Here is a 13,784-nt window from a genome sequence, read left to right as displayed (position 1 = left end):
GCGTTCCGGTCGGTGCCTACTCCTCGACGACCTCCGCCAACTGGAAGGGCTCGACGGTCAGGCCGTCGCCGTCCTCAGCGACGTCCACCCGGACGGTGTCACCGTCGCGGACGTCACCGGACAGGATCGCCCGCGCCAGCTTGTCGTCGATCTGCCGCTGCATGAGGCGACGGAGCGGCCGCGCACCGTAGAGCGGGTCGTACCCGCGCTCCGCCAGCCACCCACGTGCCTCGGGCGTGACCGCGAGTTCGAGTCGGCGGTCGGTCAGGCGTCGGGCGAGCCGGTCGACGTAGAGCGACACGATCTGGCCGAGGTCGTCGGCCGTCAGGGCCTGGAACACCACGATGTCGTCGAGACGGTTGATGAACTCCGGTCGGAACGCCTGCTGCACGAGCTCGCGCACGGCGTCCTCGCGCTGGTCGTCCGTCAGCGTCAGGTCGGTCATGAACTGCGAACCGAGGTTCGACGTGAGCACGAGGATCGTGTTCCGGAAGTCGACCGTGCGACCCTGCCCGTCGGTCAGCCGGCCGTCGTCGAGCACCTGGAGCAGCACGTCGAAGACCTCCGGGTGCGCCTTCTCGATCTCGTCGAGCAGGATCACCGAGTACGGGCGACGCCGGACGGCCTCGGTGAGCTGCCCGCCGGACTCGTAGCCGACGTACCCGGGCGGAGCGCCGATCAGCCGCGAGACCGAGTGCTTCTCGCCGTACTCGCTCATGTCGATGCGGACGAGGGCCTTCTCGTCGTCGAACAGGAACTCCGCGAGTGCCTTGGCCAGCTCGGTCTTGCCGACGCCGGTCGGCCCGAGGAACAGGAACGATCCGGTCGGACGGTCCGGGTCGGAGATGCCGGCGCGGGTGCGGCGGACGGCCTCGGACACGGTGTTGACGGCGGTGCGCTGCCCGATGATCCGGCGGCCGAGCTCGTTCTCCAGGTGCAGGAGCTTCTCGGTCTCGCCCTGCAGCAGCCGGCCGAGCGGGATGCCCGTCCACTGCGCGATCACGGCGGCGATGTCCTCGTCGGTGACGCTGTCGTTCACCATGCGGTCGGCGGACTCGGCCTGCTCGGCGGCTGCGAGCTCCGCTTCGATCCGGGGCTTCTCGGCGTACTCCAGGCGCGACACCGTGGCGTAGTCGGCCTCGCGCTGGGCGCGCTGGCTGCGCATGTTGAGGTCGTCGAGCTGCTGCTTCAGCTCACCGATCCGGTTCAGGCTCGCACGCTCGGCCTGCCAGCGCTGCTCGAGCTCGCCCAGCCGTTCCTCGCGCGTGTGCAGTTCGTTCCGCAGGTTCTCGAGCCGCGCCTTCGAGGCGTCGTCCTTCTCCTGCTTGAGCGCGAACTCCTCGACGCGCAGCCGGTCGACGTTCCGCTTGAGTTCGTCGATCTCGACCGGGCTCGAGTCGATCTCCATGCGGAGCCGGCTGGCGGCCTCGTCGATCAGGTCGATCGCCTTGTCGGGCAGCTGCCGACCGGAGATGTACCGGTTCGACAGGCTCGCCGCGGCGACCAGGGCGGAGTCGTTGATCGTGACCTTGTGGTGCGCCTCGTAGCGCTCCTTGAGGCCGCGGAGGATCGCCACGGCGTCCTCGACGCTGGGCTCCCCCACGTAGACCTGCTGGAAGCGGCGCTCGAGGGCGGCGTCCTTCTCGATGTACTCGCGGTACTCGTCGAGCGTCGTCGCCCCGATGAGCCGCAGTTCGCCGCGCGCGAGCATCGGCTTGAGCATGTTCGAGGCCGCGACGGACCCCTCGCCGCCACCGGCACCCATGAGCGTGTGCAGCTCGTCGATGAACGTGATGACCTGGCCGTCGGAGTCGTTGATCTCCTTGAGCACGGCCTTGAGGCGCTCCTCGAACTCGCCGCGGTACTTCGCGCCGGCGATGAGCGAGGAGATGTCGAGCGACACGAGCCGCTTGTCCTTGAGCGAGTCGGCGACGTCGCCGGCGACGATGCGCTGCGCGAGGCCCTCGACGACGGCGGTCTTGCCGACGCCGGGTTCGCCGATGAGCACGGGGTTGTTCTTGGTGCGGCGGGTGAGCACCTGGCTGACGCGTCGGATCTCGGAGTCGCGTCCGATCACCGGGTCGAGCTTGCCGCTGCGAGCGATCGCCGTCAGGTCGACGCCGTACTGCTCGAGGGCGGTCTTCTGTCGCTCTTGCGAGTCAGGAGCACCCTGGAGGTTCGCCATGCGTTCCGTCCTTTCGTTGCGGTGGTGTTGTACTTGAGTCTACTGCACTCAACTTACGTCGGCGCGGGGACATTCCGGATCCCGACGGCACTGACGACCGCGCCGGCGAGGAGCAGTACCGCCATCACGACGACGGCCCGGTGCAGGCCTGCGACGCTCATCTCACCACCGAGCACCACACCCGCGAGCGCCACCATCACCAGACCGGCGATCCGCGCGATGGCGTTGTTCACGGCCGACCCGACCCCGGCCTCGGACTGCGGCACCGACCCGAGCACGGCACTCGTCAGCGGCGTCACCATGAGCGCGATCCCGAACCCGATGAGCACGAGGCCCGGGAACACGGCGATCCAGTACCCGTCCGGCCGTGCACCGACCAGCAGCATGAGGAGCGCACCGACCGCTGCCACCGCCGGGCCGGCAGCCATGAACCAGCGCGGTCCGAACCGCCCCGCCAGCCCGCCCACCGCCGAGGACACCAGCAGCAGGACCACCGTCGGCGGCAGCGTCGCCAGGCCGGCGAGCCAGGCCGGGAACCCCCAGACCTCCTGCAGGAACAGGGTGACCACGAAGAAGACCATGCTCAGGGCGCCGTAGATCGACAGGGTGGCGAGGTTGCCCACCGCGAAGTTGCGGGCACGGAACAGCGCGAGCGGCACCAGCGGCGAACCGGTCGTCCGGGTCACGTGGAGTTCCCACGGCACAAAGGCCACGAGCGCCAGCGCGCCGAGCACCAGCGCCGCGACCACGACGGGCGCGCCCCACCCGAGCCGCTCCTGCTCGATGAGTCCGAGCACGGCCCCACCGACCCCGACGACCGCGAGCACGGCGCCCACCACGTCGATGCGTGGTCGGACGGCGGGGTGCACGTCACCGGTGATCCGCAGCACCAGCGGGATCGTCACCGCGATCGGGACGGCGGTCAGCACGAAGATCCACCGCCAGCCGATGCTGTCGACCACCAACCCACCGACCACGGGGCCGAGGATCGTCGCGGCGCTCGACCACGCGGTCCACGTGCCGATCGCCTTCGACTGCGCGGCCCCACGGAACGCCGCCACGATGAGGGCGAGCGCACTCGGGGTCACCAGGGCCCCGCCGACGCCCTGGAACGCCCGCGAGACGATCAGGAACTCCCCCGTCGGGGCGATGGCGCACGCGACCGAGGCGATCCCGAACACCACGAGCCCCCACGTGATGATCCGGACCCGGCCGAACACGTCCGACAGCGATCCGGCGACGAGGATGAGCGAGCCGAGCGTCACCAGGTACGCGTCGACGGTCCACTGCTGCACGACCAGCCCGCCGCCGAGCTCCCGCCGGATCGCGGGGAGCGCCACGTTCACCACGCTCGAGTCCAGCCCGACGACGAACGACGACAGGATCGCCACCACGAGCACCGTGCGCCGGTCGTCGCGGAGCGGCGCGGTCGCGCGGGGTGCGGCAGTGGTCATGTGCTCATCCTGCTCCGGTTGCGCCGACCGGGCAGCACGGGCAGCCCAGGCACGAAGAAGCCCCCGCGACCAACGAAGGTCGCGGGGGCTGCCGACAGGACGGGGCTGGGTGTCCTGAGCTGGGTAACTAGCGCCGGGAGTCGGTGTTCGGCTGCGCGCTCGGGCCGGGGTTCAGAACCGGACCGGCAGCGGGCTCGGCGGGAGCGGTCGGCACGGTGGTGTTCGTCGCCGCGGTGTTCTGCACCGTGGTGTCACCGGCCTGCGCCTTCTTCTCGTCGTCGCTCATCTCCTTCTTGAAAATGTTGATCGACTGCCCGAGGCCCTTGGCGAGCGCCGGGAGCTTCGTCGCACCGAACAGCAGGATGACGATCCCGAGGATGATCAGCAGGTGTACGCCACCGAGGTTTCCGAGCATCATGACTCCTTGAATCTGGATCTGGTCGCCGTCTCCGAGTCACCGTCGACGCGTGCGGCGGAAGTCCGTCGTCCGACCATCGTAACTCGCACACCCCGGGAAGCCCAGGCCGGGCACCCGAACGGACACCGTTCGCACAGGCAGCGCGTTCGTCGGCGCCCGGGTCAGTAGGCGCCTCGCGAGCGCAGGACGGACGGGACCGTCCGAGCCAGGATCACGACGTCGTGCACGAATGACCAGTTCTCGACGTAGTGCAGGTCGAGCCGGACACCCTCGGCCCAGTCGAGGTCCGAGCGGCCACTGACCTGCCAGAGCCCGGTGATGCCCGGGGTCACCAGGAGGCGGCGGTCGGCGAAGTCCTCGTACAGGGCGACCTCGCGCGGGAGTGCGGGGCGCGGTCCGACCAGGCTCATCGACCCGGTCAGCACGTTCCACAGCTGCGGGAGTTCGTCGAGCGACGTCTTGCGCAGGAACGACCCGACCCGGGTCACCCGCGGGTCGTCCTTCATCTTGAACAGGGGTCCGGCCCCCTCGTTCGTCTGCGCGAGGGCGGCCATGCGGGCTCCGGCGTCGACGCACATCGTCCGGAACTTGAGGATCGAGAACTCCCGCCCACCACGCCCCACGCGCGTCTGCCGGAAGAACACCGGCCCGCGGTCGTCAGCGCGGATGACGAGCGCGATGGCCGCGAACACCGGTGCGAGGAGCAGCAGGCCGATGCCCGCACCGACGACGTCGAGCGCACGCTTGCCGACCCGGCGACGGTAGTCGGGCGTCTCGACGTGCATGAGCGGCAGGCCGTCGACCGGCCGTTCGTGCACGCGTCCGGCGGCGATGTCGGCGAGGGGAGAGGAGACGACGAGCTCGACGCCGTGCTCCTCGAGCTGCCATCCGAGTCGACGGAGCCGCTCGTGTCCGCCGGAGACTGCTCCCGCGACGACCACGGCCGAGACGCCCTCCGAGCGTGCGCGGTCGAGCACGGCATCGACACCGTCGAGCACCGGTGCGCTCGCGTCGCCGAGGTCGACGACCGAACCGCGCGCTGCACAGTCGGTGATGACGGCACGCACGCGGTACCCCGCCGCCGGAGTCGACGCGATCCGTCGTCCGACGCAGCGGACGTCCTCCAGGTCACCGACGAGCAGGACGTCCTGCAGTCCTTCGCCACCCAGCCGCCGACGTGCGAGCGCGGTGCGGACCCCTTCCGTCCGATCGCGAGCAGCACGAGCCCGAGCGGGAAGGCGATCGCGACGTAGCCACGGGCGATGTCGACCTGGACCACGTAGGCGACCACTGCGACCGACGCGACGGCCACGAGGCTGGCAGTGACGAGCCGCCGGTACTCGTCGCCACCGACGCCGATGATCCGTGGATCCCGGGTGCGGAACACCGACAGCAGGACCATCCACGCGGCGATCAGCGCCGGGGCGACGACGACCTCGGTCCACCCGGTACCGATCGAGCCGGCGGGGAGTTCGCCGGGGAACCGGACGACGTGGGCCACGGCGAACGCCGCGACCAGCAACACGAGGTCGAGGAGGACGAGGCCGACGGAGTCGATGCGACGACGTCGGGGGTCCGCAGTGTGAGTGACATGGGAGCCCTTCGGCCGGCCTCCGGGCGGGGACGCCGACCGGGTACCGCACGCCGCTCAACGACCGCAGTACCGCTTCAATATATCACTATGGTGATTCGTATATCAAACGCCGAGGACGCGGTCGAGGGTCCACAGGACCGGGGCATCGACCAGCGCAGCGATGTCCGCCGTCGTCACCCCGTGCAACCGGAAGGACACCCGCTCCCCGGCAGCAGCGTCATGAACCCGCGGTCCACGGTGCCCTCCGGCGCGACGCGGTCCGGCTGGACGAGCAGGTCCCGGACGAGCGACTCCGCCTCGACCACGAGTTCGACCCCGTCGTCGCCCACCGGCTCGAACGACGTCCGGTACTGCGCCGGCTGCCACCGCATGTCCTTGTCCGGCGCCGGCGTCCAGACCGCACGGCGCCAGTCCATGTCCGCCACGACGATCTCGTTCGTCGGGTCGTCCACCACGCCGACGGACTCGGGCAATGACACCACGGCGACCCCGGCGGCGGAGAGGTGGACGGGGAGCGTGACCTCGGCGAGCACACTGCCGGACAGGGCGATCCGCCGCACGCGCACGACGCTGTCGAGACCGGGACGGGTGGAGCGGACGGCGACCTCGATCGGCGCGTTCCCGAAGGCGCCAGGCGACACCCCGAGCGCCTCGGCTCCCGGCACCCCGACCGCCGCCGGCACCTCCAGGGACAGCGTGTCCGACAGGTCGCCGGACCCGGCTGTCTCGCTGTCGGAGGCCGGCGATGCGAGGTGATCCGCGCCTCCAGTCCGACTCACCGACGCCGAGACCGACGTGACCTGCCGGATCGTCAACAGGACGTCGTCGTAGAGCCGTCGCAGCTCGTGCGCCAGCGGCTTCAGCCGCCCCGCCGAGTCGATCGCCGACCACGAGGCGACCGGCCACAGGTCGTTGAGCTGCCAGACGACGACGCCCGTGTTCCGGGGCCAGTGCGTCCGCCAGTGCTCGACGCCCGTCGCGATCGCCCGGGACTGCTGCAGTTGGGTGAGGTAGTGCCACCGGTCGAACGCCGCCGGGTCGACCGACCCGAACCGTGGCTCGAGGCCGCGGGCGAGCTTGCCCATCCCGTCGGCGGCCTTCTGGTGGTGGACCACACCGGGCGAATCGACGGCTAAAGGTGAGTCACGCACGGCATCGCGAAGGGTGCGCCAGGCCGGCGGCGCCTGCCACCCGAACTCGGACACGAACCGCGGGACGGAGTCACGGTAGTGGTCGTCGGACAGGCGGTTCCAGACGTCCCACGAGTGGTGCGTCTCGTGGTCGACGTCGTTCGCGAACAGCGACTCGTCGCCCGACCACGGCGATGCGACCGTGTAGAAGCGGGACGGGTCCACGGCGTCGACGATCGTCGGCAGCAGGTCGAGGTAGTAGTCGAGCCCCCAGCCGCGGTCCCCGAGGTCGTCCCCCCAGTTGTCGACCCCGTGCAGCCAGATGTTCTCGTTGTTGCCGTTCCAGACCACCAGGGACGGGTGCCGCGACAGGCGTGCGACGTTGTCCCGGGCCTCGGCGATGACCTCGCTGCGGATCGGCTCGCCCTCGGGGTAGGCGGAGCAGGCGAAGGGGAAGTCCTGCCAGACGAGCAGTCCGAGTTCGTCGCAGACCTCGTAGAAGTCGTTCGACTCGTACACGCCGCCGCCCCAGACGCGCACGAGGTTCACGTTGAGGTCGACGGCCGCGTCCAGTCGGGAGGACACGCGGGCGCGCGACACCCGCGACACGATGACGTCGTCCGGGATCCAGTTCACGCCACGCACGTCGATGAGCGTGCCGTTGACGTGCACGTTGAACGGCTTGCCGATCTCGTCCGCGCCCGTGTCGATCCGCGTCGACCGGAAGCCGGTGCGGAAGGTGTTCCGGTCGAGGACCTCGCCGTCGACGGTCTGCAGCTCGACGACCACGTCGTACAGGGCTTGCTCGCCGTACCCCCGCGGCCACCAGCGCTGCACGTCGGGCACGCGCACGGTGACCACGGTCTCGTCGTCCTTCGGTGTGAGCTGCGCGCGGGACCGCTGACGCGTCGCCGTCCCCTCGGCGGTCTCGCCGCTCACCGTCACGACGAGCACGAGGTCGTCGTCCTCGCCGTCCTGGTCCAGGTCGTTCAGCCCCGAGCGCTCGACCGTGAGGTGCGCGTCGAGCACACCCTCGCCGGCCTCCACGTCCACGAGCGGTCGGACCTCCCGCAGGCGAGCGGTCGACCACCGTTCGATCGCGATCGGTCGCCACGGGCCGCTCGTCACCGCGGTCAGGCCCCAGTCCCAGCCGAAGTTCGAGGCCATCTTGCGGATGTACGGGAACGGCTCGTCGTACGGTCCGGGCATGCTGCCGGCCTTCGCCGCGACACGACCGGCTTCGCGGTAGGGCGACTCGAACAGGACCTCGAGGGTCTTGCTCCCGCGGCCGACCCCGCCGGTCTGGTCGCGTGCGTCGAAGCGGTAGCGCCGGTGCATGTTCCGGGTGGTGCCCACGACCACGCCGTCGAGGCTCAGCTCCGCCACCGTGTCGAGCCCGTCGCACACCAGGTCGACCCGTTCGAAGCCCTTCGCGTCGACGTCGACGGTCCGCCGGTACGCCCAGTCCGCGCGGCCGACCCACTTGCCGGCGTCCTCGTTCCGGTCGAACGTCGGGTCCGCCAGCAGACCCTCGCGTTCCAGGTCGGTGTGCACCTGCCCCGGTACGGTCGCCGGGATCGTACGGCCGGCGACACCGTCCGGAGCGCCGGTTCCTCCGACCATGGTCACGGTCCAGTCGTCGCGGAGTTCCTCGCGTTCGAGGGTCATGCGGGTCCTTCTCTGGGCGGACGGGGTGTCGTCCACCTCGGTCGGGACGCCGGCCGGTGGCCCGCCCCGTGGCCGGTTCTTCGGCCTGGAGGCGCGGCACCGGTTGGCCGGGCGTCGTCGCGTTCGCGCGCGCGGACGCTGGTGCGGACGCGCGTGGGGGTGCTCGGTGATGCTAGTACGGGAGCTTGCACGGTTCCGAGTGGCAGGCTGGAATGCGTGATCACAGTTGCTCTCGCCGCGGCCCTGCGTGACGCCGGACTCCGCTGGCACCCCACGACCGGCGACCGGTTCGTCATCGACAAGCCCGGCGTCGACGACGACGTCTACACGGTGTCGGAGATGACCGTCGAACGCCACGACTACCCGTCCGGCACCGTGCTCGGGTTCAACGGGACGACCGAGTGGGCCCTCGACTCGGTCGACGCCGCCGAGTCGTTGTGGCTCCCCCGCGAGGACCAGCTCCGGGAGCTCCTCGGGCCGGCCTTCGTCTCGCTGACCAAGAGCGGGTCGGACTTCGTCGTGACCGCTTTGGTCGGCGGCACCTCGCAGGAGTTCGGCGCGCCCGGTGCGGCGGATGCGTACGGCGGGGCACTGCACGCGTACATCCGGTCCGCGCTGGACTGAGCACCCCGAACGCTGTGCACCGATCCGCCGGCCGCGGCGGGAACCCCCGGCTGGGTGTTCCCGGAATGCCTCCTGGGGGCCGTTTGGTTGCATGGATCCATGACCGTTCCGAACATCACCCTCAACGACGGCAAGACCATCCCGCAGCTCGGCTTCGGCGTCTTCCAGATCGAGCCCGAGAAGACCAAGGAAGCGACGCTGACCGCGCTCGAGGTCGGGTACCGCCACATCGACACCGCCGAGATGTACGGCAACGAGAAGGAGGTCGGCGAGGCGATCGAGGCCTCGGGCATCCCGCGCGAGGAGATCTTCGTCACCTCCAAGCTCAACAACGGGTTCCACGACCCGGAGGCAGCGCTCGAGAACGGCAAGAAGTCGGCCGACCTGCTCGGCGGCTACACCGACCTGTTCCTCATCCACTGGCCGCTCGCCACCGTGGTCGACTTCGTCCCGACGTGGCAGTCGATGGAAGAGCTCTACCGCGGCGGCACCGCCCGCTCCATCGGCGTGAGCAACTTCCAGGCGCACCATCTCAACCGCCTCGCCGCCGAGACGACGATCACGCCGGCCGTGAACCAGATCGAGGTGCACCCCTACCTGACGCAGGACGAGGCTCCGCGCGTACGGCCGCGAACACGGCATCGCGACCGAGGCCTGGTCCCCGATCGCCCAGGGCCTCGTGCTCGACGACGAGACCATCACCCGCATCGCCGGCGCCGTCGGCAAGTCCCCGGCTCAGGTCGTCCTTCGCTGGCACGTCCAGCGCGGTGACATCGTCTTCCCGAAGTCGGTGACGAAGGCCCGCGTGCAGGAGAACTTCGACATCTTCGACTTCGAGCTCTCCGACGGTGACATGACCGACATCTCGTCGCTCGACAAGGGGCACCGCACGGGTCCGGACCCGGACACGTTCGACTACGTCCCGGCGTAGCCCCACGGGTCGTCTCGCCATGTGAAGGACGGGAGGCGCGGCGCCAGACGGCACCGCGCCTCGTCCGTATCGCATCTGATATTCTCATATCATGCGCTCGCTGTTCGTCGTCCTCGCCGCCACCATCGCGTCCGCGGTGCTCCTCATGGGCTTCACCGGACTCATCCCGTCCCGGTGGTCGGCCGACGCCACCGCCGCGCTCCCCAAGCATCGATCGAGCACGCGAACGACGACGCGAGCACCACCGTCCGCGTCTGGAGCCTGGGCGACGCCGAGACCGAGCGTCGACGGGAGGGGCGGAGCTACCGGCACAGCAACCTCCAGCCGGCCGCACGCTTCGTCGAGCGCGGTCAGGACGTGACGGTGGTCGTCCCACCGGGTGCCCCGGACCTCCGCGTCGGGATCGGCCTGAACGGCAACTACCGGGACTGGAACGAGGGGTCCCACGTCGGAGTCCGTGAGTTCCCGCTCGCGACCGGTCCGACGACGGTCACCGCCCCCGTCGACGGCCTCGTGTACCTCGTCGACCGGTCGACCGGTCGAGGCTCCGTCGACGTCGCCGTGTCCGGAGGCACGGCGGTCCCGGCATTCGTCCTCGGCCAGACCTCCGACGCCGACTTCACCCGCGCCCGTGAGCAGCGCCCGGACGCCCCCTTCGCGACCATCGTCGGCCGGCGCACCTTCACCGAACCGCTGCGCTCGTCGATGCCCGCGGTCCCGTCCGCCCTCACCGAACGCGTCGAGCTGTGGGACCGCGTCGTCGCCCTGACCAATGCGCACTTCGGTCTCCTCGACGGCGCCGTCGGGCTCGCACGCAAGGCGCCGCACAAGATCCACATCGCCCTGCCGAACACCGGCGGCGGGTACGCCAGCGCCGGCAACGACCGCATCACCATGCAGATCAGCACCGGTGCCGCCGGGGAGCTCCTGCACGCCGATCCAGGCGACATGTGGGGCTTCTGGCACGAGGTCGGACACACCTACCAGACGAGCGCTTACAACTGGGCGGGCATGGGCGAGGTGGTGGTGAACGCCTCGGCACTCGACGTCCAGCACGCCATCAGCGGCGAGAACCGGCTGGACCGGCAGAGCGCAGCAGGGGCCGCCGCGTTCTTCGCGAAGCCGGTCGCCGAGCGGGACTTCGACACAGCGGGCGGCGGCTGGGTGCAAATCCTGATGTTCGACCAACTCCGTCGGGCGTTCGGCGAGCACTTCTACCCGAGACTGAACCAAGCGCTCCGCACCGGGCTCACCCTCGGCGAGGTGTCCACCCCGGACAACGGTCAGTCGAAGCGCCAGCTCTTCGCCAGGACGGCGGGCGCGGTCGCGGACCGTGATCTGCGCCCGTTCTTCGCGCAGTGGGGCTTCGAGCTCTCCGACGCGACCGCGACCTCGCTCGCCGCGCTCCCGCCACTCGACCGGGCGATCTGGGAGAACCGGAACACCGCGACGGACGTGCCCGACCACGACCTCGAGGCCTACAGCGTGCCGATCGGCCAGGTCTCGAGCATCCAACCGTCGGTGACGGTCGGACAACGGCACCTCGACCACGAGCCCGCCGTGACCGGGCTCGGTAACACCGACGGTTCCGGAACGCCCCGCGTGACCGACCTTGCCGTCATCGCGACCGCGCCCGGCGCCGGACGGCTGACCGTCACTCTCGAGAACGGCGGCAGCGTCCGCGAGGTGCTCGAGGCCGCGGTGGACGTCACCGCCGGGAACATGTTCCTGTTCGAGGGCATGTCGGACAAGCCGGTACTCCGACTCGCGACCGACCCACGGGCAGGAGCGCTTCGGCTGTTCTCGGGCACGAGCTAGCACCGCGCACCCGAACTGGGGCGCGAAGGAGTACATGGGGTTCGACCTCCTGAGCGCCGACGGTTCCGAGCAGATCGGCACCTGGTCGGTCCGCGGCAACGAGACGTCGCAGGCGCTCGCAGCGTCGTTCGAGCAGGAGTACCGGGACGGCCAGGTCCTCGTCGTCCGGCACGCCGAGGCGCGGACCCGGTTGGAGTTGTGGACGGACGACGTCCTCCAGCTGGCGGACGCACGCACCGAGCAGCGCTTCCGGATCGTGGACGGCCGGTTCATCCCGCTCGGCAGCACGCCGGTGGTGGCGACGCCCGGCGACCCCGTGACGCTGCACCGCGGTGCGGACACCCCCGTCGAGGCACGCCTGATGCTGCAGGACCGCGTCACCACGATGTCCGGAGAGGCGGTCTTCACGGCACCGTCGGGCACCGTCTTCGCGGCGGGCCAGGAGGTGCTCGCAGCAGAGATCCGCATCCCGGGCGGGCAGTGGGAGCGGTCGCGTTCCCTCGACATGGAGGTGCAGGCGTCCGGATCCTCGAACGCGAGCCTGACGGGTCGCTTCCGGTCGGACGCCCTCGACCTCCCGGGTGGGACGCTCATCCGCTGGCCCCCGTCCGTGCACGTCCCGGACGGAGCGGCCGCAGGGACGAGCGGACTGGAGTACCGGGTGACCGGCACCGCGAACGGCGCTGCGGTCAGCGTCACCACCTGACGGGCAGGAGGCGCGGTGCCAGCTGGCACCGCGCCTCCTGCCCGTTTCGGGCAGTCCGTGGGACCGTCAGCCGCGTCGCGACGCGGTGACCGTGAACTTCGGCGTCCGGACCACCTGCCGGGTGGGCCCGACCAGGCGTTCGAGCACCGGCCGGTAACGCAGGTGCGAGTTCCAGACGCACCACAGTTCACCGCCGGACTGGAGGATCGTGGCCGCGTTCCGGAACATCGCCCCGGCCGCGTCGGTGGTCACGGTGGTGTCCGCGTGGAACGGTGGGTTGCACAGGACGAGCTGCGCGGAAGCATCGCCGAGCTCGTCGCCCGCGTCGGTCCGGACGACCTGGACCCGGTCGGCCACACCGTTGGCCGCTGCAGTCGCCCGCGTCGAGGCGACTGCGATCGCGGAGACGTCGGTCGCGACCACCTTGAGCGATGGACGACGCCGAGCGATGGCACTGGCGATGACGCCGTTGCCGCACCCGAGATCGACCGCCACCCGCGCACTGGGGACGGCGGCGTCCATCGCGTCGAGCAGCACTCGCGTGCCCTGGTCGAGTGAATTCCCGGCGAACACCCCGCCGTGTGCAACGAGGGTCATGCCGAGGTCGTCGACGTGCACCGAGCGCGGCCAGGGGTTCGTCGCATCCGCTCGTGTGGCCGAGGCGCGGAGCGGGTCCTGCGCGATCAGCAACCGGGACTTGCCGCGACCCCGAGACGCAGTGACATCGCCGAAGTACCGGCGGAGGACGTCGTTCTGCGACAGGTGCATGTGCTTCGTCACGCCGCCGCACAGCAGGACGACGTCGGGGGCGGCGTAGCGGGCAACGGCACGGGCGACCTCGTCGAGCCGGTCGTTCGACTTCGAGAGTCGCAGGAGCACGAGCCGCACATCGCGGAACGCCTGCTCGAGCGTCTCGGGGTGGTGGAAGCCGCGCCGGCCGAAGGTCCCGGCGTTGGCCTCGAGCGCGCGGACGCCGATGAGGGAGTCCTGCACGACCCGGACGTCGGATGCCCCGTGGACGGTGATCGCGCCGAGCGTCAGCACCCCGAACCGGTCGTCGACGACCGCAACCTCCCCGGTTGCCGGAGCGCGTCGCCGTGCACGTGCGGGGCCTCGTCGAGGATGAAACGGTCCGTGCCGTCGATCGCGATCAGGTCGGCCGCGGCGTCGTCGCGGTGGCGGAAGAAGTCGGCGAAGTCCGGTGGCACCGCGCCAGCGTACCGGGGCACGAGTGTGCAGCCCGTCGGCCTGGCACC

The 13,784-nt window shown here is 70.5% G+C and carries 10 protein-coding genes and 1 pseudogene; 4 read left to right on the top strand and 7 right to left on the bottom strand.

The genetic code is table 11. The features are described 5' to 3' along the window. Positions 1–16: 16 nt before the first annotated feature. The 5 genes from JN350_RS05315 to JN350_RS05295 form a co-directional block, all read right to left on the bottom strand. Complete coding sequence (locus JN350_RS05315; RefSeq protein WP_205463799.1) at positions 17–2,185, bottom strand: ATP-dependent Clp protease ATP-binding subunit; 2,169 nt, start codon at positions 2,183–2,185, stop codon at positions 17–19. 53 nt (positions 2,186–2,238) lie between these two features. Next, positions 2,239–3,639, bottom strand: a complete 1,401-nt coding sequence (locus tag JN350_RS05310; protein WP_205463798.1) for an MFS transporter — start codon at positions 3,637–3,639, stop codon at positions 2,239–2,241. Positions 3,640–3,766: 127 nt separating this feature from the next. Continuing rightward, positions 3,767–4,054, bottom strand: coding sequence for a twin-arginine translocase TatA/TatE family subunit (tatA, locus tag JN350_RS05305; protein WP_205463797.1), 288 nt, complete (start codon positions 4,052–4,054; stop codon positions 3,767–3,769). A gap of 164 nt (positions 4,055–4,218) precedes the next feature. Then, the gene (locus tag JN350_RS05300; RefSeq protein WP_205463796.1) at positions 4,219–5,463 is read right to left on the bottom strand and encodes a sugar transferase; all 1,245 of its coding nucleotides are present in this window, start codon (positions 5,461–5,463) and stop codon (positions 4,219–4,221) included. A gap of 361 nt (positions 5,464–5,824) precedes the next feature. Beyond that, positions 5,825–8,449, bottom strand: coding sequence for a glycoside hydrolase family 2 protein (locus tag JN350_RS05295; RefSeq protein WP_205463795.1), 2,625 nt, complete (start codon positions 8,447–8,449; stop codon positions 5,825–5,827). 216 nt (positions 8,450–8,665) lie between these two features. Between JN350_RS05295 and JN350_RS05290 the strand changes: the two genes are divergently transcribed. The 4 genes and pseudogenes from JN350_RS05290 to JN350_RS05275 all read left to right on the top strand — a co-directional run bounded on the left by JN350_RS05290 (position 8,666) and on the right by JN350_RS05275 (position 12,528). Next, positions 8,666–9,073: a pilus assembly protein CpaE gene (locus JN350_RS05290; protein ID WP_205463794.1), complete on the top strand. Its 408-nt coding sequence runs from the start codon at positions 8,666–8,668 to the stop codon at positions 9,071–9,073. A gap of 99 nt (positions 9,074–9,172) precedes the next feature. Then, positions 9,173–10,004, top strand: a pseudogene (locus JN350_RS05285) (aldo/keto reductase). 174 nt (positions 10,005–10,178) lie between these two features. Then, positions 10,179–11,822, top strand: coding sequence for a M60 family metallopeptidase (locus JN350_RS05280; protein ID WP_205463793.1), 1,644 nt, complete (start codon positions 10,179–10,181; stop codon positions 11,820–11,822). A gap of 34 nt (positions 11,823–11,856) precedes the next feature. Continuing rightward, positions 11,857–12,528, top strand: a complete 672-nt coding sequence (locus JN350_RS05275; protein ID WP_205463792.1) for a hypothetical protein — start codon at positions 11,857–11,859, stop codon at positions 12,526–12,528. Between the two features lie 66 nt (positions 12,529–12,594). Here JN350_RS05275 and JN350_RS05270 read toward each other — a convergent pair whose 3' ends face one another. Both JN350_RS05270 and JN350_RS19045 read right to left on the bottom strand, forming a co-directional pair. Beyond that, the gene (locus JN350_RS05270) at positions 12,595–13,572 is read right to left on the bottom strand and encodes a class I SAM-dependent methyltransferase (protein WP_240347569.1); all 978 of its coding nucleotides are present in this window, start codon (positions 13,570–13,572) and stop codon (positions 12,595–12,597) included. Beyond that, positions 13,566–13,736 (bottom strand): hypothetical protein, encoded by a 171-nt coding sequence (locus JN350_RS19045; protein ID WP_240347568.1) that lies wholly within the window; start codon positions 13,734–13,736, stop codon positions 13,566–13,568. The genes JN350_RS05270 and JN350_RS19045 overlap by 7 nt, the downstream gene beginning before the upstream one ends. Positions 13,737–13,784: the final 48 nt, after the last annotated feature.

It is taken from the genome of Curtobacterium sp. 24E2 (assembly GCF_016925595.1).
GTDB lineage: Bacteria > Actinomycetota > Actinomycetes > Actinomycetales > Microbacteriaceae > Curtobacterium.
This window is presented reverse-complemented; position numbering and strand designations above follow the sequence as displayed.

Coding starts and splice junctions, on each gene's coding strand:
- JN350_RS05315 (WP_205463799.1), bottom strand. CDS start 2,185: ATGGCGAACCTCCAGGGTGCTCCTGACTCGCAAGAGCGACAGAAGACC.
- JN350_RS05310 (WP_205463798.1), bottom strand. CDS start 3,639: ATGACCACTGCCGCACCCCGCGCGACCGCGCCGCTCCGCGACGACCGG.
- tatA (WP_205463797.1), bottom strand. CDS start 4,054: ATGCTCGGAAACCTCGGTGGCGTACACCTGCTGATCATCCTCGGGATC.
- JN350_RS05295 (WP_205463795.1), bottom strand. CDS start 8,449: ATGACCCTCGAACGCGAGGAACTCCGCGACGACTGGACCGTGACCATG.
- JN350_RS05275 (WP_205463792.1), top strand. CDS start 11,857: ATGGGGTTCGACCTCCTGAGCGCCGACGGTTCCGAGCAGATCGGCACC.